The organism is Bacillus sp. FSL R5-0585 (genome assembly GCF_038004545.1).
Taxonomy (GTDB): Bacteria; Bacillota; Bacilli; order Bacillales; family Bacillaceae_G; genus Bacillus_A; species Bacillus_A cereus.
The window spans coordinates 2,997,317-3,016,621 of sequence record NZ_JBBORJ010000001.1 but is presented as its reverse complement, the minus strand read 5'-3'; the positions used below and the strand labels follow the sequence as shown (position 1 = coordinate 3,016,621).

Genomic DNA, 19,305 nt, shown 5'->3' with positions numbered 1-19,305 from the left:
AAACTATCATTATAGTTTTCCAGACGTTTTTTGTTTATATCAAGATGTGATACAGTATAAGTGACAATTGAATCATGTAAAGTAGGTGAAAATGTGTGAAGACAAATGTACATAAAGTTGATAAGTGGGGGAAGTTAGGAGCCTTTTTGTATCAGTTCCGTTATACAGTAATTGTAGCATTACTGTTGCTCGCAATCGCACTTGGGATTTTTGCTCCAAAGCTACCGGGAGTATTAGGTGGTGATGGTTTCCAAACGGAAGGCGACTATCAAAAAACGAAAGAAATTTTAGATAAAGATTTTAAGAAGTCTCAAGATACGCTTCTGCTCGTTTTTGAGAAAAATAAAGATGCTTCGCATGAGGAATTTAAAAAGCGAATAGATGAAATTGTAAAGAATGTTCAGGAGAAAGAGAACTATGAATCTTTCCATCACCCAATCCAAAATAAAGAAATGCTACAAGATGACATCGGTTATGCGACAATTTTATTTTCCGGGAAAACAAATAAAGAAAGAATGGAAAAGACATTACAATTTGCTGATGAGATTGAGAAAGAAAGTAATGTAGCATTAAAAGTAACACCTACAGGATTTCCGAAAATTAATCAAGAGATTAATGAAAGAACGCAAAATGATTTAAAAGTAGCAGAAATGATTGGATTACCAATTGCGTTTCTTGTATTACTATTTTCGTTTGGTAGTCTTTTGGCATCAATTTTACCGATTTTGAATGGGGCGCTTAGTGTTATTAGTACGATGGGGATATTGTATTTCATCGGTGTTGATAAAGAACTATCTATTTTCGTGTTAAACGTTGCACCGATGATTGGACTTGCATTATCTATTGATTTTGCGCTATTATTTGTGAACCGTTTTCGAGAGGAAGTTGCTAAACGAACGGTAAAAGAAGCGATAGCAATTACATATCAAACGGCAGGACGTGCGATTGTATTTTCAGGATTATGCGTATTTGTTGGGTTATCCGGTTTGTTTTTCTTTAAGATAGATTATATTCAATCTGTCGCGATTAGCGGAATGATTGTTGTCATTATGAGTATTTTATTCTCACTCACACTTCTTCCAGCACTATTATCGTTAATCGGTAAAAGAATATTAAAAAAGAATCAAGTAGCACATACGCCGGCAAAAGCATGGCGTAAATTTGCAAAATTTGTGATGAAACATCCAATTGCAATGATTATTGTTGTTACAACATTTATTGTTATTTGCTTATTACCGTTACGTACAGCTAATTTGCAGTTCCCTGGTGTTGAAGCTTTACCTGAAAAGAGTGATACAAGGATTGCATATGAAAAGTATGAAGAAGTATTTAATGAAACTGTCAAAACACACGCTGATGTTACGTTAGTTGTAGAGACGAAAAAAGATATGAAAGAAAAAGAAAGTCTACAAAAGATAGAAGAAGTCGTTCAAAAGTTAAAAGATGATAAGAAAGTACATGAAGTAAGAAGTTTATACGACGGGTTAACTGGAATGAAAGCAGATCAAGTTGTTGGAATGTTGCAGTCGCCAGAATCAGCGAAACTAACTCCTGTATTTGAAGCATACACGCAAGGGAATAAGACGACGATAGAAATCTTTTTGAAAACAAAACCACGTACAGAGACTGCAAAACAGTGGGTACGTGACTTTAAAAAGAACTATAAAGAAACGGATGTTATGTATTATCTAGGCGGAATGACGACGTTTCAACAAGAATTAGAAGATGAAATTAAAGATAAAGTTGTAATTGGTATGTCTGTTATATTTGGATCGACCTTTGTTATATTATTATTTGCATTCCGATCTATACTCATTCCAATTAAGGCAATTGTTATGAATATACTTAGTTTAAGTGCAACCATTGGAATTGTTGTTTGGTTATTTGAAGGTGGTCATTTCGGTTTAGAAGCAAGTCCGGTTCTGTTTGTCTTACCAATCTTCATTTTTGGCCTCGTATTTGGGCTTAGTATGGATTATGAAGTATTTCTTATTTCACGTATTCATGAGCTCTATGAAGAAACAGGAGATAACGATCAAGCAACGTTAGAAGGGCTCGTTTCAACAAGTAGAATTATTACATCAGCTGCTTTAATAATGATTGTTGTAACTGGTGCATTCGCATTTACTGATATTTTACCAGTAAAGCAGATGGGTCTTGGCGTTGCATTAGCAATATTTCTTGATGCAACAATTATTCGTCTTATGCTCGTACCAAGCTTAATGAAGTTATTTGGAGACTGGAACTGGTGGTTACCATTTCGAAAAAAAAGAGAAAAAGCATCGTAAAAAATGCTCATCAATATGATGAGCATTTTTTATGAATAGCCAAGCCTACATTTTGCAAATAGTATGTGATAAGAACATTACATAATAAGTAGGTGAAGGCAATGTTTCGTTATTTTAAGTTTAAGTTAAATGATACAGTACAGTTTGCCGAGAACGATGGGCATATGTATCGCATTGTCGGTTATCGGTTAGAAAAAGGATTTTATCCAAAAGATGAATGGACTCATATCATTTATGAACTACTTAGAGAATTTGACGGGTATACGATGGATGCAGAAGAGGAAGAACTTGTAAAGGTCGTTCAAGTAGAGGATGAGTATTACAAAATACAAGAAGTATCAGGTTATCGCTATCCAGTAAAAATGAAACAAAAACAACAAGTAATGAAAATAGAAAAGATGGACGATTTATTAGATGCTTACAATGACTATAAAAGGTTGGCGGATTTCTTTAAAGATTTATCGTATGAACAAAAAGCTGAAGAAGTATTGTTAGAAATGAAAAGACTTAGAGCTTGAGGGGCAGTCTATTATAAGACTGTCCTCTATTTTTGACAGTGCATCCAAGCATGTTTTCCGTTACAATGAGAGAATCAATAGAAATAAGGTGATAAACAGTATGGAAACAAAGAAAAAGGGCGAATGGTGTGAAATTACTGTTCCAGCTAAATGGAATGGTATAAGTATTGAATCGGTATTAAAAGTAGAATGGGAAATACCGAAAAAGCTATTACATCAGCTTCGTATGGAAAAAGGTGTTACGGTTAACGGGGAACAAAGAAGATGGAATGAGCTTTTAAAAGAGAACGATAAGTTACAAGTCCATATGTTTGCGGAGGAAGAGTACGGTGTAGATCCAGAATATGGCGAATTACATGTAGTATACGAAGATGATCACGTACTCATCGTAAATAAACCAGAGCAAATGGACACACACCCTGCTGAAAAAGGTGGAACCGGGACGCTTGCAAATCTTGTTGCTTTTCATTTTCAAATGCAAGGTTTAGAGACGAAGGTGCGTCATATTCATCGTTTAGATAAAGATACGACAGGTGGTGTCGTGTTTGCTAAGCATAGAATTGCTGGTGCAATTATGGATCGTCTATTAATGGAAAGAAAAATTAAAAGGACGTACGCAGCGCTCGTTGAAGGGAAAGTAAAGAAGAAACAAGGAAAGATTGATGCTGCTATTGGAAGGGATCGCCATCATGCTACAAGGCGTCGTATTTCTCCAAAAGGTGACCAAGCTATCACATATTATAAAGTAGAAAAGTATTTTAAGAAGCAAAACACGACTTTCGTAACATTACAATTAGAAACGGGTAGAACACATCAAATTCGTGTTCATATGAGTCATAATGGTAATCCACTAGTTGGGGATGTATTATATGGTGGACAAACAAAATATATGTCCAGTCAAGCATTGCATGCGATGAAGATAAATTTCTTGCATCCAATTACGAAAGAAGCGATTGAAGTTGATGTGCCGTTTCCTACAAAGTTAAATAATAAAATAAAAGAATTTCAAAAAGAAAATGCGTAAAGTATAAGTTTTAACTTGAAAAAAGTAGATTTTTGCAGGGATTTCTCTAAAAGAAGCGAAGCCGTTAAGAGAAAAGAGAGGTGAGAATCGCTTGATCAAATATAAGTATGTACTTGGAATATTTTTCGCTTGTCTTTTACTTACACTATGTTTTTATCCCTATTTACCAAATCGTATGGCAGTACATTGGAATGTAAATGGTGAGCCAAACGAGTTTATGAGTAAACAAATTGTTGTAGCATTTATTCCCTGTTTTATTATTTTTTCATATGGATTTTTGTATATTATTTCACATAATATATTTAAGTTTAATGAAAGAGAGCATGGTATTATAGGCGGATTTATAAAGAAAATTACGTTATTTATATTGTTTATTCATATGCTTATCCTCTTTATTAATTTTGGGGATTTGATATCCTTTCAAACAGGATTAACGATTGGGATTAGTATGTTTCTTTTTATGCTGAGTAAAGAATTTAAGAAAATAAAAGGCAAAGAAAAAGAAAAAGACCCAATTAAATTACAAAAAATTCGTTTAGTGAGTAGACGGATTTTTCAAGTGATGGCATGTGGCATATTGTTTTCATTGTTTTTGAACTTAGAGTGGGGATTTTATGTATTGCTTAGTGTAGTAAGCTGTGGATCTATGTTGTTTATGTTATATATTTTCTATTCATACATAATAGAAAGCTATGAAACTTAAAAAAGAGCCTTCTCATTATGAGAAGACTCTTTTAATCTATTTACTTCGTAATAAATTGTTGTGTCCAGTAGTTGCCGCTTTCTACATAACCAACACCGATGTGAGTGAAGCCGTTATTTAAGATGTTTGCACGGTGTCCAGCGCTGTTCATCCAAGCTTGTACTACTTCTTCAGGTGTACGTTGGCCTTGAGCGATGTTTTCACCTGCAGATGTATAAGAAATGCCAAATTTCTTCATCATGTCAAACGGAGACCCGTATGTAGGGCTGTTATGATCAAAGTAGTTGTTTTTTTGCATATCTTCAGACTTAATACGTGCTACTTTGCTTAATTCAGTATCGATTTTTAGTGCTGGTAAGCCTTGTTTTGCACGCTCAGCGTTTGTTAATTCAACAACACGTTGTTCAAACTCGCTTAAAGATTTTGCTTCTTCAGCAGGCTTTTGCTCAGCTGGTTTTTGTTCAGCAGGTTTTTGAGTATTGTTGTTTTCAGCAGGCTTTTGAGCTTCTGGTTTTTGAACTTCTTCAGCAGGCTTTTGCTCGGCAGGTTTTTGCTCAACTGGCTTTTGAGTTTCTGGCTTAGCTGTTGGTTGCTCAGTTACAACATTTTCAGTAGGTTGTTGACCAGGAATGAAGCAGTTTGGTTGGAAGTTTCCTTGTTGCCATTGTGCTAATGATTCAACTCCCATAGATTGTAAGAATGCTTGTAATTCTTGTTGGCTCATTTGTTTCATCATTACTTTTGAATGCTGAATATTTTGAACCTTTACGTTAGATGGTTGTACTGTTGCAGCTTGTGCATCTAAAGAAGATACTCCTAAAGTAAGAGCTGTTGCAGCAGCTACAGATAATAAAACACGCTTTTTCATGATGTGTGTCCCCCTATATAAAGTTTTAATTTGTTTTCACACGATTTGTTTTTGACAGCCTGTCTGACTGACAAATTCATCGTAGCATACAATTTGCGAGAAAAAAGATGGAAAAAAATTCATAGACTTTAAAATTACCTAATTTATCCTAAGAGAAGAAGGGAGCAAAAATAAGAGAAATATAGAGTATAAAAGGAATTTATAGTGTTTTTATACTTGGTTTTAAGAGGGGGTTTTTGGATAAAGTTACCTAAATAGAAAATGAAGAATCCTATTGTATCAATGGTTTGAACGATTTTTTGAGGAATATAATGGATTGATTTTTACAAAACTGTAATGTTTCTGTTGTTCTTTTTTATAATAAAGTAACATATTTTTAATGTTGTAGCAGACAAAAAAGCGGCTATCTCTTTACATAGACGAAGGAGATAGCCGTTTTCCTATTATTACGTATGTTACGAGTTATTACGAGTTAGTTTCAATTGCTTCTAATAATAAATCCACAATGTGAATTCCTCTCATTTTATGAGAAAGCCCTTCTCGCTCAATGCCCAATTTCATTTGTAATAAACAACCTGGATTTGCAGTAACAATGGTTGCTGCTTCTGTTTCATGCACACGGTCCATTTTGTAATCTAGAAATTCCATTGATAACTCTGAATGAACAATATTGTAAATACCAGCAGAGCCACAGCAGCGGTCGGCATCTTTCATTTCTCGATATGTTGCACCTTGGATAGCCTCTAGTAACATACGAGGTTCAGAAGATGTGCGCATAACATTGCGTAAATGACAAGAGTCTTGATACGTAATAACCTGCGGCGTGAGTCGTAAGTCAGTTCGCTTATGGAAGTCTAGTTCTACTAGTATAGCAGTAATATCTTTAATTTTAGAAACAAACTGCTTAGCACGTTCAGCCCAATCCGGATCATCCTTTAAAAGATAATCATAGTCTACAAGATAAGCCCCGCAACCACCTGCATTCGTAATAATGTAGTCGATGTTTAAATTTTCGAATGCTTTTATATTTCGCTTTGCTAATTCTTTTGCTCCACTCTTTTCACCAGCATGTCCATGCAATGCACCGCAGCAACTTTGTGTTTTCGGAATAACGATATCACAACCAGCTAATTGAAGAAGTTTCATCGTTGCGTTATTTGTTTCTAAAAACATCGTATCCATTAAGCAGCCTGTGAAGAATGCAACTTGTTTTTTCTTTGTACTTTCTGCAGATAAAAATGAAGGACGATCTTTCATCGCTTTCATTTTAGGGACTTTTGGTAAAACGAGATCCATCGTTGCAAGTGTTTCAGGGAATAACTTCATAATCCCTGTTTTATGTGTTAGCGTTTGTAAACCAGAACGTTGATAAAATCCGATTAGTCCAGTTAATGTTCTCATTCGATTTTGATGGGGGAATAATCCTTCAAAAACGACTTTTCGAACAGCTTTCACTGGCACTGAGAATTTTTTATTTTGATTAATAATATCACGAGCTTCTTCTAATAAATGTCCATAATTTACACCAGATGGACAAACAGGCTCACAAGCACGGCAACCAAGACAAACGTTTAATGTATTTTCAACATCTTCATCTGGTTCGATTAAACCATCAACGACTGCTTTCATTAATGCGATACGTCCGCGCGGTGAATGTGACTCTTTATATCCAGATTGAATGTAGGTAGGACAAGTAGGTAAACAAAAACCGCATCGCATACAGTTTAATAATTCATCTTCACTTAATCGTTCTTTAAATTCTTTTTGAATATTTTCTTTATTTAATGTGGTCATCGCTCAACCACCACTCTTTTTCGAGTGTCTTTCGCGAACATTTTTCCAGGATTCATAATGTTATTTGGATCGAAAGCTTGCTTTATTCCTTGCATAGCTGCAATACCTTCTTTACCTAATTTCATTTCTAAATATGGAGCTTTCATTGCACCAACACCATGTTCACCAGTAATTGTGCCACCAAGTTCAATTGCTTTCGCAAATATTTCAGCAAAAGCTTGCTCAGCTCGGTGCATTTCTTCTGCATTACGAGCGTCTGTCATACAAGTTGGATGTAAATTCCCATCACCAGCGTGTCCAAACGTACAAATAGGAATATTATATTTTTTTGCAATGGCATTAATAGCTTCAACCATCGGAGCGATTTGTGAACGTGGTACAGTCGCATCTTCTAATATTGTAGTAGGTTTTAATCGTGCGAGCGCTGATAGAGCACTACGGCGAGCGGTACGAAGCGCATCTGCTTCTGTTTCATCTTTTGCAACGCGAACATCAACCGCATTCATAGAGTGACAAACGTTAGCCATTTTTTCAATATCTCGATTGACTACCTCGGGCGGACCGTCTTGTTCGATTAATAAAATTGCTTTTACATCTGTAGGTAAACCGATTTGTGCAAACTCTTCTACTACTTCAATTGTCGGTTGGTCTAAAAACTCCAGTGTTGCTGGAATGATTTTATTTGCAATAATAGAAGAAACAGCACGTGCAGCTTCATTAATATCTTCATATAGTGCAAGCATTGTTTTCTTTGTTTCAGGCATAGGAACAAGTTTTAATATAGCTTCTGTTACCACGCCAAGTGTTCCTTCAGAACCGATAAATAAACGAGTTAAATCGTAACCAGCTACATCTTTTGCTAATTTACCACCAGTGCGAATAATATCGCCATTTGGTAAGACAAGTTCAAGCCCCATTACATAATCACGTGTTACGCCATATTTCAAACCGCGTAATCCACCTGAGTTTTCATTAATATTACCGCCGATTGTAGAAATTTTCATCGAACTTGGATCTGGTGGATAAAATAAACCTTTTTCTTCTACCGCTTTAATAATATCAAGTGTAATGACACCAGCTTGTACAGTAATTGTTAAGTTTTCTTCATCAATTTCTAAAATATTGTTCATATGGCGGAAAATAAGGACGATACCGCCTTCAAGTGGACATGTTCCTGCGCAAAGGTTTGTTCCAGACCCGCGCACATACACAGGGATTTTGTGAGTGTTACATACTTTTAACACTTCAGCTACTTCATTTGTATTACGAGGAGCAATGACTGCATCAGGCATTGCTTGGAAGTTTGGAGTGGCATCATAACTATAAGTTAAACGCCCCATATTGGATGTATCTACATTATCTTCGCCAACAATAGATACGAATGAATGAATAATTTGTTTTTCTAACATTGGAAATCCCCCTCAAACTGTTAACGTGTTTAGTTATAATAAACAACGTGGTAACAGTGCTTTCATTATAATGATAAAAAAGTCGAGAGATTCTTTCTATGTATGATCATCTAAAGATTAATCTGTTTTATCATTCTTTTTTGTATAATTATCTAATAGGAGAAGTGCGAAGTACAAAACGTTTAAGTCTTTGAATTGTTTTGGATCAAGTCCTGTATGTTCTTCAATCTTTTTTAGCCTGTAATGTAATGTGTTAATGTGTATATGTAATTGTTTAGCCGTCTGTTTATAAGATTGGTTATAATCGATAAATAAGCGTAAAGTTTGCATAAGCTCAGGAAATGATAATAAGTTTTCGATGGTACGCTCTAGAAATTGTTCACGCGTTTCGACAGAAATATCTTGTAAACACATTTCTAAACGTAAATCTTCATTAAATACAATTTTTTTCGTTTCCAATGATACAGAAAGAGCGCGTAATGCTTGTTCGTAACATATGCTCATATTGTTTGGGGTAACTGTTTGTCCAATCCCTATATATAAAGGAATAGAAAATAAAGTTTCGCAGTCTTGTTTTAATCGTTTTAAAAATTGATAAGTTTGTTCTTTGGAGCTCATCGCTGTAAATAAAATAAAACGATCATTTCCCCAGCGAACAAATAGATGCTCTTTTGTTAAAATATTACGTATGTGTTGCCATATTTTACGCTGGAGCATCGTGTCATTTTTGCCAATAGAAAACAAAATAAGTTGTTTTTTCTTATATAAATCAATGCCAAGTGTTTTGGCGCGATCAAGAAAACTCGGGGACCACTCTGTATTTTGAAGCCAATCAAAGACAAAAGCTTCATAAGAACGGTGCTCAAGTTCTAATTGCTCTAAAAAGTAGTTTTCATGAATTAATAATTCGGTCATCTTACGCAATATTTCTCCGTAGCGTGAAATATTTTCAGGTTCTCCTGTAATCCCAATGACACCAATTACTTCATCATGAAATAATAGAGGAAGATTCATCCCAGCCTTTACACCTTGCAATCGCCTTTCATCTTCTTTTGTAATGATGACGGTTTTCTTTTGTTTAGCGCAGCGGAGTGCACCTTCATGAAATTTGCCAATTCTTTCTGTATCTGTACTTGCGATAATAACGCCTTCTATATTAATGATAATAATATTTTCTGTAATTAGTCTGCGTACTTCTCGTACAATTTTATTCGCTAAATCAGGAAATAGCATAATTGACACACCTCAAATTCTATTTGTTGTACATTATATATGTAAATTGAGTAAGAAAGGGGAATTTCACACTTTCCACACATTTATTTGTTATTTTACAATTATAACGAAATCATCTGAAGATGGAGGGAATCTTTTGAGAAAGTATGTTTTTCTTCTCTGTTTTTTATTTCTATTAGTAGGGTGTCAAGGAAGTTCATATACACCAATTGCTAAAGATAAAAATGTTATTATAACTACGAATATAAAAGAAGGCAGTATTAGTTTTATTGATAAAAAGGATAAAAAGTTAATTACGACATGGGAACTAAATGAGCCAATGGCCGGAATCACACTGCTTCCAAATGGCGATGAAATACTTGTATACGGTAAGCAATTAGAATATATGTATGTATATTCACTAGCGGAAGGAAGGCAAGTGGAAAAATATAAAACTGGAAAGGGCATTGTAAATGTAGTCGTATCAGCAGATAAAAAACAATTATTTGCTGCTGATCAAAATGTTCAAAAGGTAAGGTTCTTTACGATAAATGGGAAAGAGACAGGAAATGTTTCAACAGGAAAAGGGCCTATAACGATGGTAGAGTATCAGAATCGGTTATCTGTACTAAACTTTTATGATACGAAACTAACGACAATTGATACGAAGAAAAAAGAAGTTGTTCAATCCTTTATGATTCCGCCAGCATCAACAGGAGCGACGATTAGTCCTGATGGGAAAGAAATATGGATTGGCGGACATGGTGATGGAAATCAAGTGAATGAGAAAGTATTAGTGTATTCTTTACAGAGCGGTGAAATGGTACGTTCTTTACACGCTCCATTTATGCCTGTGAACATAACGAAAGATAATAAGTACGTATATGCATTAAGCCACGGTTCGAATATGCTTAGAAAATTTGATATTAGTACGTATAAAGAGGTAGCTTCCGTTGAAATAGGCTCAAATCCATTTGCGTTTTTGAAAAGCGGAGCAGAAGGATATGTAGCAAGTTATGATAGTGATGAAGTGTGCGTCATGGATATGAAGAGTATGAAAATAAAACAAACAATTAAAGTCGGAAAAGGACCGTTTCAACTCATAGAGAGGGAAGGGAAGGACAATGAATAAATATAGAGTGCTAGTTGTAGATGATGAAAGTGATATGAGGCAGCTTGTTGGAATGTATTTAGATAACTTTGGATATGAGTGGGGAGAAGCTGAGAATGGAAAAGAGGCTCTTAAAAAACTAGAAACGGATCATTATGATTTCGTTGTATTAGATATAATGATGCCAGAAATGGATGGACTTTCAGTTTGTAAAGAAATTAGAAAAACGTCAGATGTGCCGATTATATTTTTAACCGCAAAAGGTGAAGAGTGGAATAGGGTGAACGGCTTACGTATGGGAGCAGATGACTATATTGTAAAACCGTTTAGTCCTGGTGAATTGGTTGCACGTATGGAAGCTGTGCTAAGAAGATATACAAAGCAAGAACAGCAAGAAGAGATTCAATTTGGACCAATTCTTATCAATGAAAAAAGCAGACGAATTGAGGCGAATGGTGAGTCGATTTCTCTTACTGTAAAAGAGTTTGATTTACTATATTTTCTTTGTCAGCATACAGGACAAGTATTTAGCCGGGAGCAATTACTTGAAAAGGTATGGGGATATGATTATGCCGGAAGTACAAGAACAGTAGATACGCACGTGAAAACGATGCGCTTGAAGCTTGGAGAAAGTGGAAACTACATTCAAACTGTTTGGGGTGTAGGCTATAAATTTGAGGTGTAACATATGTTTACGATGGTACAAAAACTTTGGCTTACAGTAGTATGTGCAGTATGTGTAACAGTGTCCTTTCTTTATTTCGTATCTTTATACTCGTATGAAAAGTTATACGTTGATAATTTAAAAACTTCGTTAGTAATGGAAGGGAAAAGTCTTGCTGCTCAATATGATAAGCGTGAAGGAATATCAACTTTTGAAGAGAAAGTAAGATCGTTTGATCAAATATCTAGTTCAGACGTTATTTTCGTATCTAATCCGCGTGATTTAAGCGCATGTTTGCCTTTTGATGTGCATCATCATTCTCTTATAAGTGAAGGAGATAGGCAAACGCTATTAGATGGGAAAACTGTGACAAAAATAGGATATGAAGAACATTTTGACCGTAATATTATGGGGGTTGTCATTCCTGTATTGGAAAATAAAAAATTAGTCGGAATTGTCTATTCGTATATTCCTTTAAAAAGTATAAAAGATTTAATCTATGATATGGGTCTTATTTTAGCACCGCTAGCAATTGCTATGATTTTAATTACGATATGGGTTGGAAGAAAAATTATAATTGCAATTACGAAGCCACTTTCGCAAATGGAGCGGGTTGCAAATCATTTGGCTACGGGAGATTTTTCGGAGCGGATTACAGTTTCTTCAGAGGATGAAATTGGACGATTAGGAAAAGCATTTAATAAAATGGCAAATTCATTAGAAACAGAAGATGTAAAGCGTAAGGAATTTTTAGCAAATGTTTCGCATGAACTTAGAACACCACTTAGTTATATAAAAGGGTATAGCGAGGCTATTTTAGATGGTGTTGCAAAGGGAGCTCAGCAGGAAAAAGTAACTCAGCTAATTCATAAAGAAGCAGGTCGTATGCAGCGTCTCGTTCATGACTTGTTAGACTTAGCACAATTAGAAGGTGAGCACTTTCCGTTAAAGAAGCAACCTATCGTTTTTTCACAGCTGATTGAAGACGTATTAGATACGTATGAGATTAAGTTTATAGAAAAGGAAATTCATATTTCAACCAATTTAAATCCAGAGGTCATTGTCATGATTGATGAGGATCGTATGCAACAAGTGCTTCATAATGTGTTAGATAATGCGATACGATATACAAATCAAAAAGGAAATATCGTTATAACTTTAGAGCAAATCGATGATTACTGTGAATTAAAAATAAAAGATACAGGAATTGGCATTGATATAGAGCATTTGGAGAATCTTGGGGAACGCTTTTACAGAGTTGATAAAGCGAGAAGTCGTCAACATGGTGGAACAGGTTTAGGCCTTGCTATTGTGAAACAAATTGTTCATATACATGGTGGACAGTGGAAAATTGAAAGTGAAAAAGATAAGGGAACAACGGTTATTATTAAACTGAATGTACAGGATGAGGGGGGCATGTTCTAATTTTTAGGGCATGTTCTTTATATTGAAGAAAATATTTATCCCGCTATTCTCCGGTCAGTAAGACCCTCACCTCAAAATTCAGCGGAAGCAAAGAAGTTAGGTGGAGGCACTGCTGCCCGTAAAAGCCCGATTGGTGAGGGCTAATAATCAGTGGGGGATGAACAAAACCCTCACTGATTAAAGTTTCACTTTATACGTAAAAATATAAATTAATATGTAATAAATATCGAAAATTTGACTATTTTATGAACAAAACATTTGTACTTCTTATCAATTCGGTCTAAAATAGTTATGATGCAAAGTTCTTATAAATCGTTTCAATTGTTGTTTGGAAGATACTGAGGTGATTTAACTGGAGTACAAATCTATTAAACCAAAAAAAATTTACGAAGAAGTATCTGAAGCTATTTTAACAATGATTAAAAATGGTACGTTAAAACCTGGTGACAAACTACTCCCTGTGCATCAATTAGCTGAGCAGTTTCAAGTTGGCAGATCTGCTGTTCGTGAAGCGCTAAGTGCGCTAAGAGCGATGGGCTTAATTGAGATGAAACAAGGAGAAGGTACATATGTGAAGAACTTCGATTCTTCTTCATTAACGAAATCATTAAATAATAGATTATTAATGAAGAAAGAAGATATTTTGAATTTATTAGAAGTGCGAAAGGTGCTTGAAGTGGGGGCAGTTCGAGTAGCGGCGGCAAAACGTACGGAAGATAATTTACAAAATATGAAACATTGGTTAGATGAAATGGCAAAGAGCATTGGAGATGAAAAGGCTGGCGAAAAAGCCGATTTTCAATTTCATATGGGAATTGCAGAGTCTTCGCATAATAGCATTTTGCTTGAACTCATGAATCATGTTTCAGAGATGATTGCTGAAACGATTGGTGAATCAAGACGCATTATTTTATATGGTGAACAAACGACATCAGAACGACTTATAGAAGAGCATCAAGTTATATATGATGCGGTGTTAAAACAAGATGTAGAATTAGCGCAGCAAGCAATGCTAGATCACTTAACAAATGTAGAACATATTGTCACAGGTAAAAACGATATAAATTCGTAATTTAATCTTTTAAAAATTTAATTTTCTGATAAAATAGAGAAAGATTAAGTAAGCGTTTTCTTTAGGAGAGGGAGAGGATAGGCCATGGTTGAGCCTATTTCTTCTCTACTAAGTCATCTGATGACCATATGTTTGTTGGTGAAGTTGTAAAAAGGGGGAGTAATAGTTATGAAAGTTACTTTATTTGTTACTTGTTTAGTCGATATGTTTGAAACAAATGTCGGCAAAGCAACAGTTGAAGTGTTGGAGCGTTTAGGTTGTGAAATTGAATTTCCAGAAGCACAAGTTTGTTGTGGGCAGCCTGCTTATAATAGCGGCCATGTAGAAGCAGCAAAAGAAGCGATGAAACATATGATTGAAACTTTCGAAGATGCAGAATATATTGTTACGCCATCTGGTTCTTGTGCGACAATGTTTCATGAGTATCCGCATGTTTTCAAAGATGATCCAAAGTGGGCTAAACGTGCACAAAAAGTTGCTGATAAAACTTATGAATTTACACAGTTTATTGTAGATGTTTTAAAAGTTACAGATGTTGGTGCAAGTTTACCAGGGATAGCTACTATTCATAAATCATGTCATATGACGCGTATGCTTGGAGTAAAAGAAGCACCAGGAATTTTATTATCAAATGTAAAAGGATTAACTGTGAGAGATTTGCCAAACGTGCAAAATTGTTGCGGGTTTGGGGGAACGTTTTCAGTTAAGATGACTCCAATTTCTGAGCAAATGGTAGACGAAAAAGTAGATAGTGTCATGGAAACAGGTGCAGATTATTTAATCGGTGCAGATTGTGGGTGTTTGTTAAACATTGGCGGACGTATTGAGCGTTTAGGAAAAGAAGTAAAAGTAATGCATATTGCTGAGGTACTGAATAGTCGCTCATGAAGGGGGAACATAAGCTATGTCTATGAAAATCAGTGAGAAAAAATTTAATGATCGCGTTGGTGATGGAATTCAAGATTCGTTTATGCGCGGAGCAGTATCTTCTGCACAAACGCGTTTATATACGAATCGCTTAAAAGCTGCAGATGAATTAGGAAACTGGGAAGAGTGGCGTGAACTAGGTGAACAAATTCGTCAACATACGTTAGAAAATCTGGATTATTACTTAATGCAGTTAAGTGAAAATGTATCAAAAAGAGGCGGACACGTGTACTTTGCGAAGACGAAAGAGGAAGCTGCAAAGTATATTCAAGATGTTGCCAAAAAGAAACAAGCGAAAAAAGTAGTAAAATCAAAGTCGATGGTAACAGAAGAAATCAGTATGAACCATGCGCTTGAAGAGATTGGCTGTGAAGTGTTAGAGAGTGACTTAGGAGAGTATATCTTGCAAGTAGATAACGATCCACCTTCACATATTATTGCACCTGCACTTCATAAAAATAGAACGCAAATTCGCGATGTATTTAAAGAAAAGTTAGGCTATGAAAATTCTGATGACCCGTATGAAATGACAAAGTTTGTTCGTAAACAACTTCGTGAGAAATTTATGGATGCAGAAATTGGTGTAACTGGTTGTAACTTTGCTGTTGCAAATACTGGCTCTCTTTGTTTAGTAACGAATGAAGGTAATGCCGATCTTGTCATGTCGATTCCGAAAACACAAATTGCAGTAATGGGTATGGAACGTATGGTTCCTACAATGGAAGAATTAGATGTTTTAGTTGGTTTACTATGTCGTAGTGCAGTAGGTCAAAAGTTAACAAGTTATGTAACGGTAGCGGGACCAATTCAAGAAGAGGAAGTAGATGGCCCAGAAGAATTCCACTTAGTTGTGGTCGATAATGGTCGTTCTCAAATTCTTGGATCTGAATTCCGCCAAGTATTGCAATGTATTCGTTGTGCTGCTTGTGTTAACGTATGTCCTGTATATCGTCACGTTGGTGGACATTCATATGGATCGATTTACTCAGGACCAATCGGTGCGGTATTAACACCGCTTCTAGGTGGATATGATGATTACAAAGAGCTTCCTTATGCATCTAGTTTATGCGGAGCATGTACAGAAGCTTGTCCAGTAAAAATTCCATTGCATGATTTATTATTAAAACATCGTCAAGTCATCGTTGAGCAAGAAGGTCGTGCACCACTTGCAGAAAAACTGGCTATGAAAATGTTTAGTATGGGTGCTTCTTCAGCTGCTTTATATAAAATGGGTTCAAAAATGGCACCAGCGGCAATGAGTCCATTTACATCTGGTAATCGTGTATCAAAAGGTGTTGGACCACTTAAAAACTGGACGGATATTCGTGAATTCCCAGCTCCAAGTAAAGAACGATTCCGTGATTGGTATAAAGATCATAAGAAAGGCGGGGATAAATAATGACAGGATTAATTCAAAACCGTGATGCCTTTCTAGATAACATTGCAAAAGAACTTGGGCGCGCGCGTAAAACAGAAGGTGTAGAGCGTCCAGTATGGAAAAGTAATGTGAATATAGAAACGTTAAAAGATTATTCACAAGAAGAATTACTAGAAGTGTTTAAAGAGCAATGTACAAACATTCATACAACTGTAGTAGAAACGACAAATGATCGTTTAGGTGAAGACCTTCAAAAAGTAATCATGGAAAACGGCGGGGGACCTATTTTATTATCAGCAGATGAGCGTTTTGATGCATATGGTTTAACATCTTTATTTAAAGAAGAACTTCCAAAGCGAGACGTTGAAGTGAACGTATGGGATCCAGAGAGAAAAGACGAAAATATGCGTTTAGCTGAAAAAGCGAATATTGGTATTGCATTTAGTGATTATACATTAGCTGAATCTGGTACAATTGTTGTACAAAGTCATAAAGGGCAAGGACGTTCTTTACACTTTTTACCGACTGTATATTTTGCTATTATTCCACGTGAAACACTTGTGCCTCGTATTACACAAGCAGTTCAGGATATGAATTCACGCGTAGAAAATGGGGAGACAGCGGCATCTTGTATTAACTTTATTACAGGACCAAGTAACTCGGCTGACATTGAGATGAATCTTGTTGTCGGAGTACATGGACCATTAAAAGCAGTATATTTCATCGTATAAAAGAGGGGAAAGCAGGCCAGAAAATGGCCTGCTTTTTTAGTAGAATAAAGGATAATATGAAGTAGAAGTTCTCTCCTTTTTTTGCTATGTTTTTTGGGAAAGGAGAGGAAGGGATGTTCACTTATTTATATGCACTGTTAGCAGGGATGGTGTTTGGTTCTTTTTTTATGCTAGTTGCGATGAGGGTTCCATTAGGTGCGTCTATTATTACCCCGCGTTCACATTGTGATTATTGCAAATATGTGCTAAGGACAAAAGAACTAATCCCCATCATTTCATTTTATATACAAAGAGGCTATTGTACGAATTGTAAGAGGAAAATTCCAATTATATATGTAGCATTTGAATGTATAACAGGAAGTATATTTCTTCTTACCGTGTATATGATTGGAATAGAACGAGAACTTATTATCATTTTATCCCTTTTTTCGCTACTTCTTATTATTTCAGTTACAGATTACTTATATATGTTAATTCCTGATTGTATTTTAATTTCGTTTGCCGTTTTACTCATTCTCGAAAGTGTTTTTGTACAATTAGTTACTTGGACAGATAGTATAGCTGGTAGTGGTGTTATATTTATTTTGTTATATTGCATGCAAAAGATATATCCAGAAGGGCTTGGCGGAGGAGATATAAAACTGCTTTCGTTACTTGGTTTTATAGTAGGAGTGAAGGGAGTTTTTATCGTTTTATTTTTAGCATCTTGTTTTAGTCTTTGTTTTTTGGGGATTGGTATCGGATTAAAACGTATAGAAGTACGAAAGCCAATTCCATTTGGTCCTTTTATTAGTCTTGGGGCAATGTGTTATGTATTAGCTGCTTATTCAAATTAGAGAGTGAATCGAAAATGAACGTATATATGGATGATCAAAGAAGTTGCCCGTTCGGGTATGTGTCCGCAACTACAGTAGAATGTGCCTTGCAAATGGTTCGGGATTATGATGTGAATATTCTTTCCCTTGATTATAATATGGGCTGGGGAGCAAAAAATGGACTAGATTTTGTAGAAGCTGTTTGTACAGAGGGATTATATGTAAATGAAATTCACCTTCATACGAATGATGTCATCGGTATGCATAAGATGAAACAGAGAATGGATAAGGGAAAGGAAGAGGGAGAAATTAATCCTCACCTTGTAGTTAAATACGTGGGAAGCTAAAAACTCCAAAGTAAAACTTTGGAGTTTTTAATGTTTCATATGTGCTTGTAAAGGAATAATCTCTTCTTGTTGAGCTGTTGGGATTTCAGTTTTTTCCTGTTGAAAGTCAGGTGTTTTCTTTGTTAAGTAGTGGTATACCATACCGACAAATACTGATCCACCAATAATGTTACCGATTGTAACAGGAATTAAGTTATGAATAGCACCTGAAAAAGAAATTGTCTCAGGATGCGGTGAAACTAAAGATAAAGCAAAGAGTGATAAGTTTGCAATACTATGTTCGTAACCAGATAAGAAGAATGTGAAAACAAGTAGCATCATGACCATTATTTTTGCTGTGTCACCTTTAACCTGAGAAGGTAAGAAACAAGCAAGACATACGAGCCAGTTACATAAAATAGCTTTAAAGAATAACTGCATCGTAGGTGTGTTCATCTTTCCTTCAACGACTTTACTCATTAAGTGACCATGATCAATTGCTTCGAAAATTCCAGTTGCGTAAAATAGTAAGGCAAAGAATAACGCGCCGGCTAAGTTACCTGCATAACAAGCAACCCAGTTACGAAGTGTATCAGAAATCGTTGTTTCTTTTCTTAAAGTTGCTACAGTAAAGTACATTGTGTTTCCAGTAAACAATTCAGCACCGCCATATATAATAAGTACGAGAGCAATCCCGAAAAACATAGAAGCAGCTAAATACGTTGCTGGTGAATCTGCAATGTGAAAAAAGTTACCTAATTTAAAACATAGTACAATAATAAAACCGATATAAATACCCGCAAGTGCAGCACGAATGAAATATTGCATTGGGTTTGTATCTAGTATTTTCTTTTTGTTTTTAGCCAGTTTGACAACATAATCTAGTCCTTGTTCTAGCATGAGTAATACGCTCCTTTAGTAAATCTTCTATAAATACTTCTTATATGAATAAAGTACATGGAATTGTTCTCACTTTCAATAAGTTTGTGCAATGTTTCACAAAAAGGACATACATACATTGAGAAAACGTTTACAAAAGG

The 19,305-nt window shown here is 35.5% G+C and carries 18 protein-coding genes; 13 read left to right on the top strand and 5 right to left on the bottom strand.

Going from position 1 to position 19,305, the window contains the following annotated elements; translation table 11 throughout:
• The first annotated feature begins 95 nt into the window (after positions 1–95).
• From MKY38_RS15505 to MKY38_RS15490, 4 genes are all read left to right on the top strand, one after another.
• Positions 96–2,288 (top strand): MMPL family transporter, encoded by a 2,193-nt coding sequence (locus tag MKY38_RS15505; RefSeq protein WP_070179967.1) that lies wholly within the window; start codon positions 96–98, stop codon positions 2,286–2,288.
• 101 nt (positions 2,289–2,389) lie between these two features.
• Complete coding sequence (locus tag MKY38_RS15500) at positions 2,390–2,806, top strand: hypothetical protein (RefSeq protein WP_000490301.1); 417 nt, start codon at positions 2,390–2,392, stop codon at positions 2,804–2,806.
• Between the two features lie 100 nt (positions 2,807–2,906).
• On the top strand, positions 2,907–3,830 hold the full coding sequence (locus MKY38_RS15495) for an RluA family pseudouridine synthase (RefSeq protein ID WP_000448348.1): 924 nt from the start codon (positions 2,907–2,909) through the stop codon (positions 3,828–3,830).
• Positions 3,831–3,921: 91 nt separating this feature from the next.
• Complete coding sequence (locus MKY38_RS15490) at positions 3,922–4,533, top strand: DUF1648 domain-containing protein (protein ID WP_078384965.1); 612 nt, start codon at positions 3,922–3,924, stop codon at positions 4,531–4,533.
• Positions 4,534–4,573: 40 nt separating this feature from the next.
• Here the strand turns inward: MKY38_RS15490 and MKY38_RS15485 are convergent, their stop codons facing one another.
• The 4 genes from MKY38_RS15485 to MKY38_RS15470 form a co-directional block, all read right to left on the bottom strand.
• On the bottom strand, positions 4,574–5,401 hold the full coding sequence (locus MKY38_RS15485; protein ID WP_000747596.1) for a CAP domain-containing protein: 828 nt from the start codon (positions 5,399–5,401) through the stop codon (positions 4,574–4,576).
• Between the two features lie 465 nt (positions 5,402–5,866).
• A complete protein-coding gene (locus MKY38_RS15480) occupies positions 5,867–7,195 on the bottom strand; it encodes a (Fe-S)-binding protein (protein WP_065223903.1) in 1,329 nt (442 codons plus the stop codon).
• Positions 7,192–8,604 (bottom strand): glycolate oxidase subunit GlcD, encoded by a 1,413-nt coding sequence (gene glcD, locus MKY38_RS15475; RefSeq protein ID WP_065223904.1) that lies wholly within the window; start codon positions 8,602–8,604, stop codon positions 7,192–7,194. Before glcD ends, MKY38_RS15480 begins: the two co-directional genes overlap by 4 nt.
• Positions 8,605–8,721: 117 nt before the next feature.
• The gene (locus MKY38_RS15470) at positions 8,722–9,846 is read right to left on the bottom strand and encodes a CdaR family transcriptional regulator (RefSeq protein ID WP_114556160.1); all 1,125 of its coding nucleotides are present in this window, start codon (positions 9,844–9,846) and stop codon (positions 8,722–8,724) included.
• A gap of 127 nt (positions 9,847–9,973) precedes the next feature.
• Between MKY38_RS15470 and MKY38_RS15465 the strand changes: the two genes are divergently transcribed.
• The 9 genes from MKY38_RS15465 to MKY38_RS15425 all read left to right on the top strand — a co-directional run bounded on the left by MKY38_RS15465 (position 9,974) and on the right by MKY38_RS15425 (position 18,286).
• Positions 9,974–10,948 (top strand): YncE family protein, encoded by a 975-nt coding sequence (locus tag MKY38_RS15465; RefSeq protein WP_001234146.1) that lies wholly within the window; start codon positions 9,974–9,976, stop codon positions 10,946–10,948.
• Entirely contained in the window at positions 10,941–11,612 is a 672-nt protein-coding gene (locus tag MKY38_RS15460; RefSeq protein WP_001046400.1) for a response regulator transcription factor, read from the top strand. Before MKY38_RS15465 ends, MKY38_RS15460 begins: the two co-directional genes overlap by 8 nt.
• Before the next feature lie 3 nt (positions 11,613–11,615).
• Positions 11,616–13,016: a sensor histidine kinase gene (locus MKY38_RS15455; protein ID WP_000494818.1), complete on the top strand. Its 1,401-nt coding sequence runs from the start codon at positions 11,616–11,618 to the stop codon at positions 13,014–13,016.
• A 382-nt stretch (positions 13,017–13,398) separates the two neighbouring features.
• Entirely contained in the window at positions 13,399–14,088 is a 690-nt protein-coding gene (locus MKY38_RS15450; RefSeq protein WP_254904472.1) for a FadR/GntR family transcriptional regulator, read from the top strand.
• A gap of 168 nt (positions 14,089–14,256) precedes the next feature.
• Entirely contained in the window at positions 14,257–14,976 is a 720-nt protein-coding gene (locus tag MKY38_RS15445) for a (Fe-S)-binding protein (RefSeq protein ID WP_000869148.1), read from the top strand.
• A gap of 16 nt (positions 14,977–14,992) precedes the next feature.
• Entirely contained in the window at positions 14,993–16,414 is a 1,422-nt protein-coding gene (locus MKY38_RS15440) for a LutB/LldF family L-lactate oxidation iron-sulfur protein (protein WP_000061927.1), read from the top strand.
• Positions 16,414–17,124: a LutC/YkgG family protein gene (locus tag MKY38_RS15435; protein ID WP_065223908.1), complete on the top strand. Its 711-nt coding sequence runs from the start codon at positions 16,414–16,416 to the stop codon at positions 17,122–17,124. Before MKY38_RS15440 ends, MKY38_RS15435 begins: the two co-directional genes overlap by 1 nt.
• A gap of 113 nt (positions 17,125–17,237) precedes the next feature.
• The gene (locus tag MKY38_RS15430; RefSeq protein ID WP_065223909.1) at positions 17,238–17,960 is read left to right on the top strand and encodes a prepilin peptidase; all 723 of its coding nucleotides are present in this window, start codon (positions 17,238–17,240) and stop codon (positions 17,958–17,960) included.
• Between the two features lie 14 nt (positions 17,961–17,974).
• Positions 17,975–18,286, top strand: coding sequence for a cyclic-phosphate processing receiver domain-containing protein (locus tag MKY38_RS15425; RefSeq protein ID WP_065223910.1), 312 nt, complete (start codon positions 17,975–17,977; stop codon positions 18,284–18,286).
• A 27-nt stretch (positions 18,287–18,313) separates the two neighbouring features.
• On the opposite strand, the gene MKY38_RS15420 is transcribed toward MKY38_RS15425, so the two are convergent.
• A complete protein-coding gene (locus tag MKY38_RS15420; RefSeq protein WP_065223911.1) occupies positions 18,314–19,165 on the bottom strand; it encodes a formate/nitrite transporter family protein in 852 nt (283 codons plus the stop codon).
• Between the last annotated feature and the right edge of the window lie 140 nt (positions 19,166–19,305).

Excerpts from the sequence above, each read along its gene's own strand:
- MKY38_RS15500 (WP_000490301.1), top strand. The coding sequence starts at position 2,390 with ATGTTTCGTTATTTTAAGTTTAAGTTAAATGATACAGTACAGTTTGCC.
- MKY38_RS15495 (WP_000448348.1), top strand. The coding sequence starts at position 2,907 with ATGGAAACAAAGAAAAAGGGCGAATGGTGTGAAATTACTGTTCCAGCT.
- MKY38_RS15485 (WP_000747596.1), bottom strand. The coding sequence starts at position 5,401 with ATGAAAAAGCGTGTTTTATTATCTGTAGCTGCTGCAACAGCTCTTACT.
- MKY38_RS15480 (WP_065223903.1), bottom strand. The coding sequence starts at position 7,195 with ATGACCACATTAAATAAAGAAAATATTCAAAAAGAATTTAAAGAACGA.
- glcD (WP_065223904.1), bottom strand. The coding sequence starts at position 8,604 with ATGTTAGAAAAACAAATTATTCATTCATTCGTATCTATTGTTGGCGAA.
- MKY38_RS15460 (WP_001046400.1), top strand. The coding sequence starts at position 10,941 with ATGAATAAATATAGAGTGCTAGTTGTAGATGATGAAAGTGATATGAGG.
- MKY38_RS15455 (WP_000494818.1), top strand. The coding sequence starts at position 11,616 with ATGTTTACGATGGTACAAAAACTTTGGCTTACAGTAGTATGTGCAGTA.
- MKY38_RS15445 (WP_000869148.1), top strand. The coding sequence starts at position 14,257 with ATGAAAGTTACTTTATTTGTTACTTGTTTAGTCGATATGTTTGAAACA.
- MKY38_RS15440 (WP_000061927.1), top strand. The coding sequence starts at position 14,993 with ATGTCTATGAAAATCAGTGAGAAAAAATTTAATGATCGCGTTGGTGAT.
- MKY38_RS15435 (WP_065223908.1), top strand. The coding sequence starts at position 16,414 with ATGACAGGATTAATTCAAAACCGTGATGCCTTTCTAGATAACATTGCA.
- MKY38_RS15430 (WP_065223909.1), top strand. The coding sequence starts at position 17,238 with ATGTTCACTTATTTATATGCACTGTTAGCAGGGATGGTGTTTGGTTCT.
- MKY38_RS15425 (WP_065223910.1), top strand. The coding sequence starts at position 17,975 with ATGAACGTATATATGGATGATCAAAGAAGTTGCCCGTTCGGGTATGTG.
- MKY38_RS15420 (WP_065223911.1), bottom strand. The coding sequence starts at position 19,165 with ATGCTAGAACAAGGACTAGATTATGTTGTCAAACTGGCTAAAAACAAA.